The sequence below is a fragment of the Streptomyces sp. NEAU-W12 genome, from assembly GCF_026242095.1.
Lineage (GTDB): Bacteria > Actinomycetota > Actinomycetes > Streptomycetales > Streptomycetaceae > Streptomyces.
The window spans coordinates 81,863-98,155 of record NZ_JAPJDM010000017.1; the positions used below are offsets into that span (position 1 = coordinate 81,863).

The following is a 16,293-nucleotide window of genomic DNA, read 5'->3' on the forward strand; positions in this document are numbered from 1 at the left end:
CGGGCCTTGCCCACGGGGCCGCCGTCCCGGACGTGCCGTTGGCGCGGCGGAAGCCGAGGTCGTAGGGGGAGCCGTGGCACGGGGAGGAGCCGCCGCGCAGGCCCCGTGGGGTTCGGGGCTTCGCGCCGTGCGGGTCCGCGGGGACGGACTCCGCGGATGACCGTCGACGACGAGCCCGCCGCCGGCACCGCCCGACAGGCCTGTGTGCACCGGGTCGGCGACGCCGCCCACGCCGCCGACAGCCTCGGCGAGGGCGCTCAGGCGGGTGTTGTCGTCGACGGCGACCGGCGCCTGGAAGCATTCGGCGAAGGCCACGTCGATCCCTTCCGGAGCCGGGCGCAGCACCGTCCCCGCCGCAGTGGCGCGAGACCGGCCCGCCCCCGGGGACGGGCCGGGGACCGGCACGCCGGCCCTGATGCCCTGAAGCGCCCGTAGTGGACCCCGACCTCGGCGGTCGGCCGTTCGACCGGCTTGAGAACCGGTTCGGTCCGCGCCGCCCGTGACGCCGTCCCGTCGTGCCGGACGGAACCCGACAGCATGGTTTCGTGCGAGGCGTCGGCCACCACGGCGTGGACCCGACGATGAGCGAAGCCGACGCCCATGAACTGCGCCGACGCCGGGTCGAGCGCCGGCCGCTCGGCGGGCCGACCACTGCCCTCGCGCCGCGAGGCACCGGTGTCCAAGACGACGACGGCGCCTCGTCCGCGACCACCTCGACCGGGCCGCAGGCACGAGAGCCCACCAGCACCGAGGCCGTACGGCGCAACGGAGCCCGGGCGGTTGCCACGTGCGCGTGAGTCTCACGGGGCCGGGGGTGGCTGGGTAACCTGATCCGTACTCCTCGGCCGTGTGCGTGGGGGGCGTCGGGCAGTGTGCAGGCGGGTGCGAGGAGCGGCAGAGGTTCTCGGCCAAGGAGGGCGCTCGTGGAACGGGACGCGCAGGAGGAGGAGCGGACGGGGGACGGCGACACCCACAACGAGTTCTCGGGGGTCGGCGGGCCCGTCGTCCTGGGGCGGGACTTCCTCGGTCCCGTCACCGTCAACCCTCCCGTCGACCCGCCGTCCAGGACGACGGGGGAGGCCGACCTGGTCCGGGCCGCGGACGACCTCGCGTCCGCCGTCAAACGCCAGTGGAGGGAGGAGGCGGCGCTGCGGCGCCTGAACGATCCGTATCCGCTTCCGGTCCGGTGGCGGTCCGCCGATCCTGAACTCATGGAGCCCTGGCGTTCGCTGGTCCGGCTGGCGACGACCGGAATCGGCTGGGCGTCGGCCTCGCCGTCCGGCTGGGCGTCCGGGCCCGAAGCGCTGTCCGGGGGCGGCGGCGAACTGGTGGGGGTGCTGGCCCGGGTACCCACGGGGCGCCTGGTCGTGCTCGGGGAACCGGGCTCCGGCAAGACCGTGCTGCTGGTGCGGCTGGTGCTGGATCTGCTCGTGCGCCGCCGCCCCGGGGACCCCGTGCCCGTGCTCGTACCACTCGCCTCGTGGGACCCGGACCGGGAGGAACTGGACCTGTGGCTGGAACAGCGGCTGGGCATCGACTATCCGTGGCTCGGCGATCCCGGCCGCACGGGAGCCAGCAGGGGACGGGAACTCCTGGACGCCGGCTGGATCATGCTGGTGCTGGACGGCCTGGACGAGATCCCCGACGGTGTCCGCCGTCGTGCGATCGCCCGGATCAACGACACCCTCGGCCTCCACCCGGGCCTCGGAATGGTCCTCAGCTCACGCAGCGCTCCCTTCGCCGCCACCGTCCGGCCCCGCAGCGGGCCCGAGGTGCGGGTGATCGGCGCGGCGGGCGTCGAGGTCGAGCCGCTGGACCTGGACACCGTCGCGTCGTACCTCCGGGACTCCGCCGGCGGGCCGACCAACGAAGCCCGCTGGCAGGAGGTGTTCGCCGCGCTGGCCGCCGGGCACGACCCTCATCCCTTGGGCCAGTTGCTCACGACGCCGCTGATGGCGTACCTGGCCCGCGTCGCCTACGACCCCCCGCCGGACGCAGGGGAGGGCATCGGGTACGCCTCCGGACCGGACCGCCGCCCGTCGGATCCGGCACAGGACTCCGCGTACGTCCCCGCACAGGACTGTGAACGAGACCCCGCGCCGGACGGACACCACGCCCTTGCCGGCCATCCGGCCGAACTCCTGGACCGCTCACCATTCCCCACGCCCGCCGCGATCCGGGCACACCTGCTGGATTCCTTCATCCCCGCCTCCTACGCGCGGCACCGGACCCCGCCCCCGGCCCGGACGGCCGGTCCTTCACGGCCGAAGCCCCACTGGACGCTCGGGCAGGCGGCCCACTTCCTGGCCTGTCTCGCCCGTGACCTGGAACACCGTCAGCAGGGCACCACCGACCTCAGATGGTGGGATCTCCCCGACGCGGCGCCGAGGATTCTGGCAGGAGCCGTGGTGGGACTCGTGGCGGTGCCGGCCGGTGTGGTGATGCCCTTCGGCGCCTGGCTCGGGGTCGGCATGATCGTCGGTGTCGCCGTGGCGCTGCTGGGCCGCCGGTGGAGTCCACCCAACCGGACCTTCAACCGCGGGCTGGCAGGAGGTCTGATCGGCAGCCTCCTCGGGTCCGCGTTCGGGCTCGGCATGCGCGCCACGCTCGGGATCGAAAGCCCTGCGGGGTACCTCGTCAGCGGGCTCGCACTGGGCCTGGTGCCCGGGTTCCTCGGCGGCTTCCGGGCCGGACTGGCGGGCGGTCTCGCGGCGTCCTTCGTCGGGGCGTTCGTCGGAGAGCCTGAAATGGGGGCCTCGGCGCCGTGGGTCAACAGCGTCGGGTTCGCCGTCGCCGCAGCCTGCGTGGTCACCCTGGGGCACAGCCGCCTTCCGGCGAGAGGACTCCGCTGGTCACCGCTCGGCATCCTCACCGGCCTGGGCGGCGGTCTCGCCCTCGGGATCGCCGTCACCCTGCAGGCCGGCCTGCTCAACGGGCTGCTGTCGGGCGTGGTGGGTGCCGTTGGCGGTTCCTTCGGCGCAGGGCTGGAGGCCAAACCGGCCGAGGCGACGGCCGCGGCGGACCCGCAGACCGCACTGGCCCAGGACCGCGCCACGTTCTGGACCACCGCCATGGCGGGCGGCCTCGCGATCGGCATCGCCGCCGCCTTCGTCATCGGATCGCTCCTGGGGCCATGGCGGGGAGCCCTGGCCGGAGTGGCCGACGGGCTGGCCACCGGCCTGGCCTGGGGCTTCCTCCAGGCCAGGTACGGATCGTTCACGCTCGCCCGATGGTGGCTCGCCCTACGCGGCCAGGTGCCATGGCGGCTGATGCCGTTCCTCGCGGACGCACACCGGAGGGGAGTGCTTCGGCAGGTCGGCGCGACGTACCAGTTCCGCCACGCCGAACTGCAGCGTCGCCTCGCCGGGAGGGCGTGAGTCGATGCCCGCCGGCGACGCCGGTTCAGCCCTCCTGCGAGTCACCCGTCGTGGAAGGCGTCGCCCCGTCCGGGGCAGGGCGCGTCGGTCCGTGCCTGTCAGTGGACACCGCACCGGGCCCGGCCGGGCCGTGGGCGGTGAGGGTGAGACCGGAGAAGTCCCTGCCCAGGACGACGGGACCGTACTGCGTTCCCCCACTGACCCGGTTCGTCACCGCACCTTCACCCGTACGCACCGACCGCGCCTGCTGCCACCAGCTCTCCAGGGCGAGGCGAAACTCCGCGTTGAGCGCAGCGCGCACGGCAAGGGCCGTGCTCAACCGCTGGGCTCGCTCCAACTCGCCGGGATCCTGCGTCAGCGCCGTGAGCTCGGCCTCACCGGAACTCACCACCAGTGCACCGGTCTCACCATCGGCCTCATCACGCCGGAACGGGCGACGGACCAGCGTGCTCAACGCCGCCCACGCCTGCCGGCCGGCCTCGCCGCCGACACCCCCTGCCAGAGCCGCCAGCGCGGCTGCCGAGATCGGATCCATCGCCACTCCCCAGACACTTGTCGGTCACCGTGCCCACCTGCCGGGCACCGGACAACACACCCACAGAGCATGACCCGTCCAACGGCGGCGCGCCCCCGACTCAAGGTCCTTCCCGGCAAAAGGAGTCGACGACCGTCAAGGACGAGGTGACTGAGCCGGCACTCCAGCCGGACCTCGTATCCCGCGGCCCCGGCCGGGAACCGGGATACCAGGGCGGTCAGTGCCCCGATGCCGGGACGGCTGCGGAGACAGCCTGGCCGCGCCCGCCGTGACGGCTCGGTCGGCCGGGGTGGTGCGTTCGGCGTGGGGTCGGCCGGCGCGGGGTCGGCCGGCGCGGCTCGCCGTACACGTCGCGCTGACGGCAGACCGCCGGCGGGTGCGGGCGTACGGCGGCTACCGGGCCGTGCCGAAGTTCTGGGTCCAGTAGTCACCGGGCTGCGCGAGACCGACACCGATCTCCTCGAACGCGCAGTTGAGGATGTTCTCCTTGTGACCGGGGCTGGCCATCCAGCCGGCCATCACCTGCTCGGGAGTGGAGTAGCCGTAGGCGACGTTCTCGCCGTAGGTGCTCCAACTGTAGCCGGCCCGTGTGATGCGGTCGGCGGGTGAGGAGCCGTCCGAGCCGGTGTGCGACATGCTGCCGCTCGCCGCCATGTCCTCGCTGTGGTCCTGTGCGGCCTCGGTCAGGGTGTTGTTCACCTTCACCGGGGAGCAACCGACCTTGCCGCGCTCGGCGTTGACGAGTTCCACGACCTTGGCGACGGCTCCGGAGGTGGTGGGGTCACCCGTCGCCGCGGGGCTCGAGGCACCGGCGGTGGGTTCGGGGGCGGCCGTAGGGGGCTGCGGCGCGGTCGTAGAGGACTCAGGGGCTGCGGTGGTGGGCTTCGGGGCCCCGGTGGTGGGCTCGGTGACGGGCTTCGGGGCCGTGCTGACGGGCCTGGAGGCGGATGTCTCGGGAGCCGTCTTCTTCGGCTTGTGCGACGGCCTGGCGCTGCCGTGCCTCGGTGCGCCGGCCTTCGAGGGGCTCGCGGTGGCGGCCGGTGTGCTCGACGGCGCCGTCGAGGGCCCGCCGTGCTGCCGGCCGTTCCACGGGCGGTACCGGTCGGCGCCGCCCCACCCGTCCTCGGCCGCGACCGGGGCGGCGGTGTCCTGGTTCTGCCGTTGCCCGCTGCCGGGCCAGTCGGCACAGGCCATGGCGACCGAGGGTATGCCTATGGCGCTCATGGCGACTGCCGTGACGACCGTCCGCCGGTACCGCTTCTGATGACGATGCTTTCCCATGCGTGACCTCACCTGCTGCTGTCCGGAGGCCGTCATTCTTGGGACGGCCCGGCGCCGGGCGCAAAGGCCTTCGCACTACCGGGCTTCGTAGGTCCGTGAGGGTCTTGCGGCGGGCGGGAGAGCGTGCCGACCCGCTCGCGCCGTGCCCCGCGGGACGCCTGCCGCCTCGTCAGAAGCCCTCGTCCGGCGAAAGAACCGCGGCACTCGGCTCCCCACCGGATCGCCGCCCGCCTCGGCCCGCCTCACGCCCACGGCAAGACGGATAAATCCCCCATGTCATCTGAGCGGGTTCTACTAAACGACCTGCGTAGATCGCGGACGGGGTGTGACAGGTGTCACGGAATAACGGATTCCGGATCGTTGCCGGGGTCCGGGAAGCACGCCCGCGGGTGCCGGACCTCGTGCACCGGCTGCCGCGATCCGGACTCCGGCCCGGGGCGGACGGCCCGCCCGGAGCGCCTCGGAATCCGGGCACCGCGGGGGCTGTGCCCCGCCTCGACGGACGGGCGCCCGCCCCCCGTGAGCTCCTTCCCGCCGAGGCGACGCCCGAAGCCGGTACGGTGTGCGATGCACGCCGGCGCACGGGGGACGGGACGTCCGTGCCGTACCGCCTCACCCGCCGTCAAGGGAAAGGGGTGGGCCGGGGTGTGGTCGCGCTTCGTGGGGTTCGTCGCGGAGGTGCGACCTGTGTCCCGGTCGTCGCGCTCTCCGGGAGATCCATGACGAGTAGGTTCACCGAGCTGGTCGTTGACTGCCGCGATCCGGAGGGACTCGCGGCCTTCTGGTGCGAGGTCCTGGGCTTCGAGGTGATCGACCGGAGCGGGAGCAGGGTCGAGATCGGCTCCTGGGTGCCGACCGTCGAGGAGGTCCGGGCCCGCCAGATGCCGCCCACCCTGCTGTTCGTCCGGGTGCCCGAGGGCAGAACCGTGAAGAACCGGCTCCACCTCGACGTCAGCCCGGTCGACGGCAGCACCGAGGACGAGGTGACCAGACTGCTCGGTCTCGGTGCCACCAGGGCGGATGTGGGCCAAGGGGCAGGCCGGGGCTGGGTGGTCATGGCGGATCCCGAGGGCAACGAGTTCTGCGTCCTGCGCACCCTGGCACCGCAGGAATAGTGCTGCTCCGCAGAAGCCCGCGGAGGGGTTGATCAAGCTGTCCCGGTCGTAGTCGACAGGGTGCCGCCGTCCGCCTGCTCACCGGATGCCGGAGTCGGGATGCCCGGCATCCCATTCCCGGCGTGCCCGCGCGATGGCGTCGCGGTGTTCTGCCGACCAGTCCGCGAGGGCCTTGACCAGATGGGTGAGGCTGTGGCCCATCGCCGTGAGCTCGTACTCGACCTGCGGGGGCACCGTGGGGTGCACGGTCCGGGTGACCAGGCCGTCGCGTTCCAGCCGGCGCACGGTGAGTGTGAGCATCCGCTGGGAGATGCCGGGCACAGCGCGCTGCAACTGCCGGAAACGGCGGACGCCCTGGGCCAGTTCGACGACGACCAGAACCGACCACTTGTCGCCGATCCGGTCGAGCACCTCGCGGATCCCGCAGTCCTCGTGCTCGTCGCCGCACCTGACGACGGGCTCGGTGGTTACCCCGGTGTGCCCCACTGACATGGAAGTGCCTCCTTACGCTCCCCGGCGCAGAACCGCAGGATGGTCCCGGTTACCGAAGAGAACCTACCGGAACGGGAAGACCCTGATGATCCTGGTCACCGGCGCCACCGGCGCCCTGGGCACGCTGATCGCCGAACGGCTGGCCGCCCGCGACGACACCGTCCTCGGAACCCGCGACCCCCAACAGCTCCAGACCCCGCTGCCGGTTCGCCGCGTCGACTTCGACGAACCCGCCACCCTCGCCGAGGGCTTCGAGGGTGTGGACGTACTGCTGCTGATCTCCGCGGGCTACGGCGAGGACGACACCGTCATGGCCCGGCACGGCGCCGCCGTCGACGCCGCGGAGAAGGCAGGCGTGAGGCATGTCGTCTACACGAGCCTGACCGCCGACGGCGACCATCTCCCCTACGCGCTGCCGCACCGCTGGACCGAGCGCCGCCTTCAGGACAGCACCATGGACTGGACGATCCTGCGCAACGGCCTGTACGCGGAGTTGCTGGGCGGACTCGCGGCGCCGTCGGCCGACGGGCGGATCACCGCCCCGCTCGGCGAGGGCCGGCTGGCCGCCGTCGCACGGGCGGACCTGGCCGACGCTGCCACACGTGTGACGCTGGAGGCTCCCGCTCACGCGGGCCGGATCCATGAACTCGTCGGTGAGCAGGCCATCGGCGGCGCCGACCTGGCCGACGCGCACGGCCCGCACGTCACCTACGCACCGGAGACCCTCGCCCAGGCCCGCACCCGTGTCGCCGCTGCCGGCGCCGAGCCCTTCCAGGTACCGATGCTGGTGGGCACCTGCTCCGCCATCGCGGCCGGGTTCATGTCCCGCACCGGCGGCGACCTGCGCCGACTACTGGGCCGCGCACCCCGCTCCGCGCTCGCGGCAGCCCTCGACTAGGGCCTGTGTGATGTGTGAACAGTTCTGCCGATCCGGGTCCGTGGGGCGGGCGAATTCTGTAGGAATGGAATCGTGGCGCGCAGGCAACTGAGCGAAATGGTGAGGGAGCCGGAGAAGGCGACGAGGACGCCGGAGCCCGGGTACTCGGTGCGGTCCCCCGGAGGTCGAGGAGGAGCTCACCAGGCTGTTCGCCCTGAGCGCCTCCGAGCGTGCGGCGCCCCGGCCGACCCACCCCCAGCGGGACCCCGGCCCCACCGGCACGCAGCCCGGTGGACGACCCGTCGGTGGGCCCCCGGCAAAGAACGCCGGGCCCGCCGCCGCCGGTCTTCCTGGCAGCCAAGGCCGCCGGCCGGGCGCCGCTCACCCCGCCGACGCCCGTGGCCGGGCAGCCCGCCCCGGCGACCGGGCAAAAGCCCGCCGCCCTGGTCGTCGACGGGTCCAACCTGGCCCGGAACGGCCGCCCGCCCCGCGCGGCAGGAGGAAAGCCCAGCTTCCTCGCCCTGCAAGCAGCCATCAGGTCCCTGCAGTTCAAGAATCCCGACCGGGACATCCACGTCGTCGTCGACGCCACGCTCCGCCACGACGTCACGGCGGAGGAGCGGCCACTGGTGGAGCAGGCCGTCGCCGACGGCACCGTGGTCCAGCCGCCCGCCGGGACCGAGGGCCGCGGTGACGCGCTGGTCATCGGCATCGCCGACGAGATCGGCGGAGTGATCGTCTCCAACGACAACTTCGCCCCGTTCCAGAAGGCCAACCCCTGGCTCCTGGAGAACAACCGGGTCCTGGGAGCCACCCACTCCCAGGGGCTCTGGGTCTTCAACCCCCGCATCCCCGACGCCGCCGTACCGACACGCCGACGCCACTGACGGCGGCCGCCCAGGGCTCGCGCCCCGCCCGATCTCCGGTCGGGCGGGGCAGATCTCCGACGGGAGGCCGCTTCAGGCTCCCTGATACCGGTGACCGGTAACCACCGCTCGCCGTTCCGGAATCCTGGCGAACGGCAGACCTCCGAGCCCTGGCGCGAGAGCCACTGAGATGAACTCACCCTCGGGAAAGGGAGGATGGGGGAACGTGGGCCGACGGCGCGCCGTTCTTTCGTGCTGCCCGTGCTGCCCGTGCTGCCCGTGCTGCCCGTGCTGCCCGTGCTGCCCGTGCTGCCCGTGCTGCCTCAGCCCTGCACGGTTCGGTATGCCCGGAGAAAGGTCCGCACTCCCTCGACGACGAGTGGCCGGACGCGGCTGTCCTCCGCGGCGTTCGCGGAACCGAGCCTGTCTATCGCGACGCCGAAGGTCAGCGCGATGAACTGGTCGGCCGCGAGCCGGGGGTCGGGGACGTCGAGCAGCCCGGCTGCGGCGAAGGCGGCGAACCGCTCGGCGAGTGCCTCGTCGGGGGTGTCGGCCATGGAGTTGTAGCCCCGGTGCGGCAGGTGGCCGGATTCCGCCCGGACCAGTCGTCGCAGCGTTGCGTACTCCGCCGAGTCGAGCATGTCGGTCGAGATGCGCATGGAGAAGGTGACCAGGGCGTCCTCGAGGTCGGCGTCCTCGGCGAGGTCGGTGAGGGTGTCGTCGAGGGTGCGTCGGATCGTGGTGATCAGTGACTGGCCGACGGCGTCGACGACTGCTTGCAGCAGCGTCTGCTTGTCGCCGAAGTAGTCGTAGACCGTCCGCTTGGACACCTCGGCCCGGGCGGCGACCGCGTCGACGCTGGACCGGTCGAAGCCGTCGGCGAGGAACAGTTCCCGGGCCGCCGAGAGGATGGCGGCCCGCTTCCGCGCGGACCCCTCGCGCAGTGTCTTCGTGGTCGGCATGGGCACATCTTAACCGTCCTACACTGCACGGTGTAGTGTAATGTCGGCTCATGGCGCGTGCCGCACTCCCGCACCCGCTCCGTCGACGGAACCGTGCATGCGCCACCTCGGATACCGCTTCACCGGGTTCACCCCGCCGGACGAGCCCGGACCCGTCCACACAGCACCATGCGCACTGCCCCCGGTTGCCCCCGGTGAGTGGCCGCCGTGTCCGCGCCGGGCACGGCAGGGCGGCAGCGCCACGCGTACGGCCGACTCCTTGCTCGCCCGGCAATGACGGAAAGGACGTCCATGACCGCAACTCTGGCTCCCCCGGTCCGCATCGGAAGGGCCGCTGTCGGTGCTCTCGGCATGCTGGCAGTCGCCACCGGTGCCTTGGAGTCGGTGGTGACGCCGACGCTCCCGCTCCTGCAACGCGAGCTGGATATGAGTCCGGCCGAAGGGGCGTTACTCAGCATCATGCTCCTCATCACCGGCGCGCTCGTCACGCCGGTCGCAGGCAAGTTCGGCGACCGCTACGGCGGAAAACGAGTCCTGATCAGGCTGATGACGGTGGTCTCGGCCGGTGGTCTGGTGTCCGCCCTGGCGCCGAACCTGCCCGTACTGCTGCTCGGCCAGGTACTGCAGGGGGCGATGGTGGGCGCGCTGCCCCTGTCGTTCATCCTGGTACGCGAACACCTCCCGGCGGGAGAGTCGAAGGTGGCCATCGGGGTGGTCAGCGGGCTCTTCGTGGGGGGCGGGATGGCGGGAACGCTGTCGGCCGGCCCCGTGGCGGAAGGGCTCTCCCGGCACTGGATGTTCGCGCTGCCGACGATCGCGGTCATCGGGGCCACCCTGCTCGTGAACAGGCTGATGCCGCATGACCCGCCGGGCCGGTCGGACGCTGCCGGGGTCGACTGGCCCGGCCTGGTTCTCCTGAGCGGGACGCTGGTCACGCTCATGCTCGTGCTCGCGCTGGCGCCCGACATCGGCTCGCAGCCACTCGTGCTCGGCGCCCTCGTCGTGGTCCTGGCCGCCTTCGTGACCGGATGGACAGCCGTTGAGCGTCGTGCGGCCTCACCGATGGTCGATCTGCGCATGCTGGCACGGCCTGCGGTGTGGAAGTCGTGTGTGCTGACGTTCGTGATGTGCGTCGGTACCTCGGTGGCGGTCTATCTCGTCCCGCAACTGTTCGCGGTGTCCGCAGGCGAGTACGGGTTCGGGGCCGGCGCCACCGAGATCGGCTTCTTCCTGCTGCCCGGCGCCGTGGCGGCGTCGCTGGCCGGGCCGATCAGCGGGATCGGGGTGCGGCGCTTCGGCTCGCGTGCCGTGGTCACCGCAGGGACCGTCATCATGGTCGCCGCCCTGATCGCCCTGGCAGCCGTGCACACCGAGGTCTGGCACCTCGTCATCGGCAAGATGGTGATCGCGCTTGCCAACGGCCTGTGCGTGACGGCGATGGTGACCATCACCGCCACATCCGTCGATCACGGCGACACCGGCATCGCCACCAGCCTGGTCCTGGTGACTCGCGTGATCGGCTACGCCGTGGGTGTGCAGGTCAGTGGTGCGATCCTCACCGCCGGGACCCCTCCCGGGTCGGACACCCCGGCCGAACAGGCCTTCGTCACCGGCTTCGCCATGGCCGGTGCCGTCACGGCGCTGTCCCTGCTTGTCGTCCGCACCATGGACAAAGGAGCCAAGGAATGAACCGCATCGATCTGTTGAGGGATGTCCGTACCGTGCCGAGGCGCAAGGTCCTGATATCCGGGGCCAGTATTGCGGGGCCCGCCCTCGCGTTCTGGCTGAACCGCTACGGATGCGCGGTCACGGTGGTCGAGAAGGCGGACGCACCGCGTCGCGGTGGTTACCCCATCGACGTGCGCGGCACCGCACTCGAGGTCGTCCGGAGAATGGGAATCCTGCCGCAACTGCAGGACGCGCACATCGACCTGCGCCGGCTGACCTTCCTCGACGGGGACGGCGGCGAGGTGGCCTCGCTCACCCCGCACACCGTCACCGGCGGTGTCGCGGGACAGGACCTCGAGGTGCGGCGCGGGGACCTGACCGACGCTCTCCACGCGGTGGTCCGTGACGACGTGGAGTTCTTGTTCAACGACTCCATCGACGCCCTCGACCAGTCCGGCCACGGGGTCGACGTCACCTTCCGCGGGGGCGGCCGGCGTACGTTCGACATGGTGTTCGGTGCGGACGGTCTGCACTCACGTACCCGGGAGTTCCTGTTCGGCCCCGAAGAGCAGTTCCACCGGTACCTCGGCTACTGCTTCGCCGGGTTCACCCTGCGCAACACCTTCGGGCTCTCCCACGAGATCATGATGTGGAACACCCCGGGCAGAGCCGCGGCACTCTACGCCGTGGGGGACAACGACGAAGTGCACGCCTTGCTGAACTTCGCCCACCCGGAACCGCCGGTCGACGCGTTCCGGAACCCAAAAGCCCGGCGGGACCTGGTCGCCGCGGTCTTCGCCGACGCGGGATGGGAGGTCCCGGGCATGCTCGCCGCCATGCGTGACGCGGACGACCTGTTCTTCGACGGGGTCAGCCAGATCCGCATGCCCCGCTGGTCCAGCGGCAGGGTCGCGCTGGTGGGCGACGCCGCGTACGCACCCTCGTTCCTCACCGGACAAGGCTCCAGCCTCGCGCTCGTCGGCGCGTACATGCTCGCCGGTTCCCTGGCCGACCGGGACCACGCCGCAGGCTTCGCCGCCTACGAACACCACACCCGTGAGTTCGTGACCGTGAACCAGGAACAGGTCGGCGAGGGCGATGCCACCCTCTTCCCGACCACCGCCCGGGCCCTGGAGCAGCGAAACGACATGCTGCGCAATCTCGCCGACATGCCCTCCGCGGAGGGACGACCGGCCCATTCGGCCCTCACCCTGCCCGAATTCACGCCCATGACGTGAACCCGGGCACGCGCACCGTTGGCGGGTGCCGTCACCCGCCACCCGCCATCCGCCGCTCGCCGACGGACAGGACCCGGACCCGGACCCGGTGACGGTGGGCGCGCTGGTCGCGAAGCGCTACTGATCCCCTGGCGCAGTGTTCCGCTTCGCCGCCGTTGCCGGGCATCGGGTGGGGCCGGACCGGTCGCTCAAGAAAAAGGGCTGCGGCCCGACCGTGTGCCGAGCCGCAGGTCGGCCTCACGGTTGCTCGTCCTCGGCGTCCTCGGCGTCCTCGGCGTCGTCGGCGGTGTCAGGGGGCGCGACGAGGCGGAGGGATTGCGGTGAATCCCGCGGGCGGGGCTGTAGTTCTTCGCTGGTCGGCGTCAGTTCGTGACGTGTCGTCACACGATGGGGTGAGGGCAGGGTGGGGCGGGCACGGGTGGGGGCCGTGGGCCGTTTGATCCAGCGACGAGGGATTCCCTTACATCCCGCTTCGTTGCTTTTCATCCCCCTCGCGGACCACGGGAGCACATATGAGCCTGTCCTTTCACCGCAACCCCGACGGCACGACCACCGGGCACAACGACGCCGGCGGGTTCACCGTGACCCACGCCGACGAGGAGGAGGTCAAGCGGCAGCTGTACGAGGACGCCGGATGGGAGTACACGCCGCCACCGCCTCCGGTCCCGGCCGGGTTTCATCGGTTCTCCCTGGTGCACGAGGAGTTCGACGCGGCCGGGTTCGGGGACGAGCGGTACGCGGGGCTGCGGGAGCGGCCGCCGGACGGATGTCTGCCGGTCGACCGGGGGTGCCTCGCTCTGGAGTGCGAGCGGCCGGGGAGGAGTCTGCTGGACGCGGTCGCCGGTACCGTCGCCCAAGTCCGGCGCGAGCACGGGCTGGTGATGAACAGCCTGGGGATCGAGAAGCCGCAGGAGGGGTTCGGCGACGACAGGGACGGATGCGCGGCGCACATCGCCGCACACCTGTTGCTCACGGGTGTGGACCGTGCGCGGCTGCTCGGGTACGGGCGCAAGGACCTGGTCCGGCTGCTCGACGCGACCGGTATCGAGTAGGGGGACTTCCGTCGAGCGGGAGGCGGTTGCCTCGCTGCGGTCGGGGAGCCGGCTCGTCCGCTGCGAGGCGGCTCCTCCATGTCACCGGACGCCCTTTGTCGGGGCGAGGCCGTCCGTCCTGCCGCGGAACGCCTCGAAGTCCCGAAAAGCCGGAAGGTGTTTCCGTGTGGAGCGCCTGTGCCTCCGAAGACTTCGTGCACAGCGCAAGGCTCCGCTTCTTCGGGGGGTGCCGCGTCTGACGCGGATCCTCGTGCCAGGCGCGTTGTCCAGGGGGACGGAACGGCCGGCGGCCCTGGTGGGGCTTGGCTCCGGGCTATGGGGCCACCCGGGCGACCGCTCCTGTCTCGAGGGCCACCCAGAGGGCTCCGTCGGGACCCAGGGCGATGCCGTGTGGTTCGGATGGCGGTGACGGCAGGTCGTACCCGGTGATCTCGCCGCTCACGGTGATGTGGCCGATGCGGTCGGTTCCCCATTCGGTGAACCAGCAGTCCCCGGTGGAGACCGCGGCAATGGCATGGGGTCTGGCCGTGCGGTCGGGGAGCGGGAACTCCCTGATATCGCCGTCCACCGAGATCCTGCCGACCTGGCCCGCTGAGATTTCGACGAACCACAGGGCCGTTCCGTCACTGGTGATGCCCACGGGCGCGGCGTTCGGAGTGGGCAGTGGGTGGATGGCGGTGTCGCCGTCGGTGGTGATACGGCCGATCGCGTTCGCCTGGTTGAGGGTGAACCACAGGGCTCCGTCAGGGCCTGTGGTGATCGCCGACGGGAAGCCGCCCGCGGTGGGAAGGGCGAATTCGGTGATCTCTCCCTTGCCGGTGATGCGGCCGATGCGGTCGGTGTTCATCTGCGTGAACCACACCGCACCGTCCGGGCCCGCGGTGATGCCGAAGGGTCCGCCGTCGGGCGTCGGCAGGGGGAAGGAGGCCGTTTCGCCGGCAGTGGTGATGCGGCCGATCCGGTGGTCCTGAGTACGAGTGAACCACAGGGCCCCGTCCGGTCCGGGAGCAATGACCGTGGGGAGGCAGGCGGGTGAGTCCAGGGGGTACTCCTTGAGCTCGCCGTCGAGGGTGAGACGCGCGATGCGCCCGGTGTGCGCGAAGGTGAGCCACAGGGCGTCGTCAGGGCCGGTCGCGATGCCGTAAGGCCCGGCCTCCTTGTCCGCCACGAGGATCTTCCTGGTGACCGGTGCATCGGAAGGGGGCACAGCAACTCCTTGCGGGGCCGGGCATCGATCAGCGCTCCTGACCGATGTTCTCGGATCGGTTTCGTACGAGGTCAGCAATGACCGCGGCGAGCTCGGCGGGCCGGGTCATGGGGACGTTGTGGTGCGAGCTGATGCCGACGAGCCGACGGCCGGGGGCGGCATCGACGACTGCACGCGCCTCGTCGCATCGCGAGGCGTAAAAGCCCTGGTCGGCCAGCACGATCGTCATCGGGCAGGTGATGCGGTCGTACACGTCGATGCTCGGGAAGACCGCTGTACCGGGCTCGACGGCACTGACGGCCACGATCTCCTCTACGGTCGGCTGTCGTGTCCATCCGTGGCCGCGGCGGAGGAAGGAGCGCCGGGTGACCTCCTCGACGAGGGCGGGCCGTGCCCCGGCGTTGAGCCAGTCCCCTCCGGCCTCCTGCACGCACTGCTCGACGTGGGTCCGCATCTGTTCTTCGGTGGCGTTCCAGCCGTAGCGGAACATCGCCCGGAGGCGGTCCGCCGTCTCCGCGGTCCGCAGGACGGCGTGCCCGGCGAGTGACGTGTTCCGGTCGTCGAGTACCACGCCGTCCACGATGCACAGGGCGGCCGGTTCCACCACACCCGCCGCAGCGGCCGCGGTCACCGCGTATCCGCCGGTGGAATGGCCCACCAGCACGGGGTGGTTCCAGGACAGCGCTGTCACGATGCTTCCGATGTCCCGCCAGTACTGCTCCGGGCCGGTGGAAACGAGCCGGTTCTGCCCGTGGCCACGCAGGTCGACGGCCACCGGACGGCAGTCCCGCACCAGATGGGCTGCCACATCCGCCCAGGCCGCGGCGTTGTGCCCGCTGCCATGGACGAGCAGCACACCCTCACCGCGACCACCGAAGTCAACGCCTGACACCACCCCGTCGGAAACCGGGAGTTCGATCTCTGTGCCGATCACCGTCGCACCCTGCCCAGGGGAGGGCAGCAGGCGCAACTGCTTTCCACAGGGCATCGGGTGGGTGACGGGGCAGGTCCTGGAGACCGCCCGTCCGTCCGTCCGTCCGTCCGTCCGCCCGCCCGTCCGCCCGTCCGCCCGTCCGCCCGTCCGTCGCCCGCCCGCTCTCCGTCCGCTCCGGACCGAGGGCAGTGCCGGGGGAGGGGCACCTCACCGGCCCGGTCACCGGGGGCAGCGAGGCCGACAGTGAGGGGACGCCGACCGATGCCGATGCCGACGGCTTCTACCGGCCGGTGCTCGGGCCGCGGTGGTCCACGCTGCGGCGTCCCGCGACGCCCGACTGGATTCCCCTCACCACCCGCCCCCCCCTCTGCGGTTGCACGGCGGCCGCTCGCCCCAGAGCCTGATCGGCCCCAGTCCGGCGGGCCGCCGGGTGACGTCCGCGAACGGTGCCTTCGAGACGACGATGGAGTACGGGCCGCGGTCCTTCCAGCACCTGGCCGGGATCACCGCGTACTACAACACGCGCAACTGGTACTTCCCGCACGTCACGGCGGACGACGAGGGGCGGGCGGTTTTGCGCGTGGCAGGCTGCGACCGCGGCGTGCTGAGCGTGAACGAGACCGACGGGGTACCTCTCGACGGGACCCGCCGCCTGCGTTCGTCCAGGAGCGGGCGCCATTCGCGGACCG

Annotated in this window: 16 protein-coding genes and 1 pseudogene; 10 read left to right on the forward strand and 7 right to left on the reverse strand. The window is 71.7% G+C overall.

Annotation, left to right across the window (positions count from 1 at the left end; all coding sequences use genetic code 11):
* Positions 1-156 precede the first annotated feature (156 nt).
* From ORI94_RS21900 to ORI94_RS21910, 3 genes are all read left to right on the forward strand, one after another.
* Positions 157-435: a hypothetical protein gene (locus tag ORI94_RS21900; protein ID WP_266078299.1), complete on the forward strand. Its 279-nt coding sequence runs from the start codon at positions 157-159 to the stop codon at positions 433-435.
* 146 nt (positions 436-581) lie between these two features.
* Positions 582-797: a hypothetical protein gene (locus ORI94_RS21905; RefSeq protein WP_266078301.1), complete on the forward strand. Its 216-nt coding sequence runs from the start codon at positions 582-584 to the stop codon at positions 795-797.
* A 126-nt stretch (positions 798-923) separates the two neighbouring features.
* On the forward strand, positions 924-3,377 hold the full coding sequence (locus ORI94_RS21910) for an NACHT domain-containing protein (protein WP_266078303.1): 2,454 nt from the start codon (positions 924-926) through the stop codon (positions 3,375-3,377).
* A gap of 25 nt (positions 3,378-3,402) precedes the next feature.
* On the opposite strand, the gene ORI94_RS21915 is transcribed toward ORI94_RS21910, so the two are convergent.
* Together ORI94_RS21915 and ORI94_RS21920 are read right to left on the reverse strand one after the other, a co-directional pair.
* Positions 3,403-3,912 (reverse strand): hypothetical protein, encoded by a 510-nt coding sequence (locus ORI94_RS21915; RefSeq protein WP_266078305.1) that lies wholly within the window; start codon positions 3,910-3,912, stop codon positions 3,403-3,405.
* 393 nt (positions 3,913-4,305) lie between these two features.
* A complete protein-coding gene (locus tag ORI94_RS21920) occupies positions 4,306-5,193 on the reverse strand; it encodes a CAP domain-containing protein (RefSeq protein WP_266078307.1) in 888 nt (295 codons plus the stop codon).
* Positions 5,194-5,912: 719 nt separating this feature from the next.
* Between ORI94_RS21920 and ORI94_RS21925 the strand changes: the two genes are divergently transcribed.
* Positions 5,913-6,308 carry a VOC family protein gene (locus ORI94_RS21925; protein WP_266078309.1) on the forward strand — a complete coding sequence of 132 codons (396 nt, stop codon included), beginning with the start codon at positions 5,913-5,915 and terminating at the stop codon, positions 6,306-6,308.
* 78 nt (positions 6,309-6,386) lie between these two features.
* Here the strand turns inward: ORI94_RS21925 and ORI94_RS21930 are convergent, their stop codons facing one another.
* Positions 6,387-6,800, reverse strand: coding sequence for a winged helix-turn-helix transcriptional regulator (locus ORI94_RS21930; RefSeq protein WP_266078311.1), 414 nt, complete (start codon positions 6,798-6,800; stop codon positions 6,387-6,389).
* Between the two features lie 85 nt (positions 6,801-6,885).
* Between ORI94_RS21930 and ORI94_RS21935 the strand changes: the two genes are divergently transcribed.
* Both ORI94_RS21935 and ORI94_RS21940 read left to right on the forward strand, forming a co-directional pair.
* Positions 6,886-7,698 carry an NAD(P)H-binding protein gene (locus tag ORI94_RS21935; RefSeq protein WP_266078313.1) on the forward strand — a complete coding sequence of 271 codons (813 nt, stop codon included), beginning with the start codon at positions 6,886-6,888 and terminating at the stop codon, positions 7,696-7,698.
* A gap of 284 nt (positions 7,699-7,982) precedes the next feature.
* A complete protein-coding gene (locus ORI94_RS21940; protein ID WP_266078315.1) occupies positions 7,983-8,564 on the forward strand; it encodes an NYN domain-containing protein in 582 nt (193 codons plus the stop codon).
* Between the two features lie 302 nt (positions 8,565-8,866).
* On the opposite strand, the gene ORI94_RS21945 is transcribed toward ORI94_RS21940, so the two are convergent.
* A complete protein-coding gene (locus tag ORI94_RS21945; protein WP_266078317.1) occupies positions 8,867-9,505 on the reverse strand; it encodes a TetR/AcrR family transcriptional regulator in 639 nt (212 codons plus the stop codon).
* 291 nt (positions 9,506-9,796) lie between these two features.
* On the opposite strand from ORI94_RS21945, the gene ORI94_RS21950 reads away from it, so the two are divergent.
* Together ORI94_RS21950 and ORI94_RS21955 are read left to right on the forward strand one after the other, a co-directional pair.
* Entirely contained in the window at positions 9,797-11,194 is a 1,398-nt protein-coding gene (locus tag ORI94_RS21950) for an MFS transporter (protein ID WP_266078319.1), read from the forward strand.
* Positions 11,191-12,411, forward strand: coding sequence for an FAD-dependent monooxygenase (locus tag ORI94_RS21955; protein WP_266078321.1), 1,221 nt, complete (start codon positions 11,191-11,193; stop codon positions 12,409-12,411). Before ORI94_RS21950 ends, ORI94_RS21955 begins: the two co-directional genes overlap by 4 nt.
* Before the next feature lie 237 nt (positions 12,412-12,648).
* On the opposite strand, the gene ORI94_RS21960 is transcribed toward ORI94_RS21955, so the two are convergent.
* On the reverse strand, positions 12,649-12,795 hold the full coding sequence (locus ORI94_RS21960) for a hypothetical protein (protein ID WP_266078323.1): 147 nt from the start codon (positions 12,793-12,795) through the stop codon (positions 12,649-12,651).
* A gap of 128 nt (positions 12,796-12,923) precedes the next feature.
* Here ORI94_RS21960 and ORI94_RS21965 point away from each other — a divergent pair, with 128 nt between their 5' ends.
* Positions 12,924-13,463 carry a hypothetical protein gene (locus ORI94_RS21965; RefSeq protein ID WP_266078325.1) on the forward strand — a complete coding sequence of 180 codons (540 nt, stop codon included), beginning with the start codon at positions 12,924-12,926 and terminating at the stop codon, positions 13,461-13,463.
* Between the two features lie 313 nt (positions 13,464-13,776).
* On the opposite strand, the gene ORI94_RS21970 is transcribed toward ORI94_RS21965, so the two are convergent.
* Together ORI94_RS21970 and ORI94_RS21975 are read right to left on the reverse strand one after the other, a co-directional pair.
* Positions 13,777-14,670, reverse strand: coding sequence for a virginiamycin B lyase (locus ORI94_RS21970; protein ID WP_266078327.1), 894 nt, complete (start codon positions 14,668-14,670; stop codon positions 13,777-13,779).
* A gap of 28 nt (positions 14,671-14,698) precedes the next feature.
* Positions 14,699-15,604: an alpha/beta fold hydrolase gene (locus tag ORI94_RS21975; protein ID WP_266078329.1), complete on the reverse strand. Its 906-nt coding sequence runs from the start codon at positions 15,602-15,604 to the stop codon at positions 14,699-14,701.
* A gap of 304 nt (positions 15,605-15,908) precedes the next feature.
* Here ORI94_RS21975 and ORI94_RS35580 point away from each other — a divergent pair.
* Positions 15,909-16,202, forward strand: a pseudogene (locus tag ORI94_RS35580) (hypothetical protein); the annotation flags it as partial.
* Between the last annotated feature and the right edge of the window lie 91 nt (positions 16,203-16,293).

Bases quoted from the DNA above. Each gene is read 5' to 3' on its own strand.
- ORI94_RS21905 (WP_266078301.1), top strand. From the start codon at position 582: ATGAGCGAAGCCGACGCCCATGAACTGCGCCGACGCCGGGTCGAGCGC.
- ORI94_RS21950 (WP_266078319.1), top strand. From the start codon at position 9,797: ATGACCGCAACTCTGGCTCCCCCGGTCCGCATCGGAAGGGCCGCTGTC.
- ORI94_RS21945 (WP_266078317.1), bottom strand. From the start codon at position 9,505: ATGCCGACCACGAAGACACTGCGCGAGGGGTCCGCGCGGAAGCGGGCC.
- ORI94_RS21930 (WP_266078311.1), bottom strand. From the start codon at position 6,800: ATGTCAGTGGGGCACACCGGGGTAACCACCGAGCCCGTCGTCAGGTGC.
- ORI94_RS21965 (WP_266078325.1), top strand. From the start codon at position 12,924: ATGAGCCTGTCCTTTCACCGCAACCCCGACGGCACGACCACCGGGCAC.
- ORI94_RS21915 (WP_266078305.1), bottom strand. From the start codon at position 3,912: ATGGATCCGATCTCGGCAGCCGCGCTGGCGGCTCTGGCAGGGGGTGTC.
- ORI94_RS21925 (WP_266078309.1), top strand. From the start codon at position 5,913: ATGACGAGTAGGTTCACCGAGCTGGTCGTTGACTGCCGCGATCCGGAG.
- ORI94_RS21900 (WP_266078299.1), top strand. From the start codon at position 157: ATGACCGTCGACGACGAGCCCGCCGCCGGCACCGCCCGACAGGCCTGT.
- ORI94_RS21920 (WP_266078307.1), bottom strand. From the start codon at position 5,193: ATGGGAAAGCATCGTCATCAGAAGCGGTACCGGCGGACGGTCGTCACG.
- ORI94_RS21935 (WP_266078313.1), top strand. From the start codon at position 6,886: ATGATCCTGGTCACCGGCGCCACCGGCGCCCTGGGCACGCTGATCGCC.
- ORI94_RS21955 (WP_266078321.1), top strand. From the start codon at position 11,191: ATGAACCGCATCGATCTGTTGAGGGATGTCCGTACCGTGCCGAGGCGC.